We start from the raw sequence: 1,146 nt of genomic DNA on the forward strand, positions 1-1,146 counted from the left end.
CAGATTGTGCGTAAATTAACTTTATAAAAAGATTACTTAGAAACTTTATTTCCTTTTTTAAGCGACTATAGTAATCTTTTTGTTCTTTCTCAGAAAATATATATAAATATTAGCAAGAAGGGCTCCTAGGAGCCTTTCAACTCCTAGAATATTTATTACTCTTTTTAAATTATAGGTAAAAATGGCAAGACTAATCTCACCCCTCACTTTTTTGAAACCTCTCAAAAGTAAGTAGTAAAAACCCATTGTCCTTTTTAATGTTCCAAAAGGATGTTCAACAATTGTTTGTCGAAGCATACATTTTGCTTTATTCTCCTTAACTCTTTCGTTAACCGCTTCTGTAATATTTTCATTTTCGCCTCTTGTTATTGTTCTGCCTTTGGATGAATTTGTGCATTTAGATTTGTTTCTGCATTTACTACATGCATCATAATTACAATATCTTTTCTTTTTAGCATTAATTTTTTTTGTAATACAATGTAAAGTTTGTCCGTCAGGACAAATATATGCATCTTCTTCTTTTAAATATTTGAATTTATCAGTATAATATGTTGGATTTCCTATGCCATTAGAATACGTTGGTTTAGACACATAAGCTACAATATTTTCTTTAGCGCATTTAATAAAATCTTCTGTATGAAAGTACCCTTTATCTGCAAGAACTTCTATAGAATCTACATCAAGATCCTCTTTAGCTTTTTGACTCATATTAAACAACTGACCTTGATCCGCTGAATTATTAATAACATCATAAGCAGCTATAAGTTTATTTTTAGCATCTACTGCTACTTGAACATTATACCCCAAATCAGTACCTTGATTAGCTCCAAATTTTACTGTTTTAGCATCAGGATCTGTAAAATTAATTTCAGTTTCATCGTTTAATACTATTTGAGTATCTAATTGTTTGTAGTATTCCAATTTTTCTTCTAATGTTTTTATAGCAGACTCTATGGCTTCTTTATCAAAATCCTTATTTTTATTCTCATCTAAATCATCATTAATTTCTATTGCATGCATATATTCTTCAATTTTATTTTGAGTTATTTCCTTCATTTTAGATAGCTTATTTAAGCTGTAATTTTTTCTCTTAGATGCGGAAGCCTCTACTTTAGTACCATCTATAACAATTAGTTCTTTACCATA

Annotated in this window: 1 protein-coding gene; it reads right to left on the bottom strand. The window is 28.8% G+C overall.

Going from position 1 to position 1,146, the window contains the following annotated elements; genetic code table 11:
* Positions 1 to 57: 57 nt before the first annotated feature.
* Positions 58 to 1,146, bottom strand: a 1,089-nt coding sequence (locus tag FGK85_RS15165; protein ID WP_138207994.1) for a transposase, incomplete at its 5' end; no start/stop codon positions are given.

It is taken from the genome of Haloimpatiens lingqiaonensis (assembly GCF_901447495.1).
Classification (GTDB): Bacteria; Bacillota; Clostridia; order Clostridiales; family Clostridiaceae; genus Haloimpatiens; species Haloimpatiens lingqiaonensis.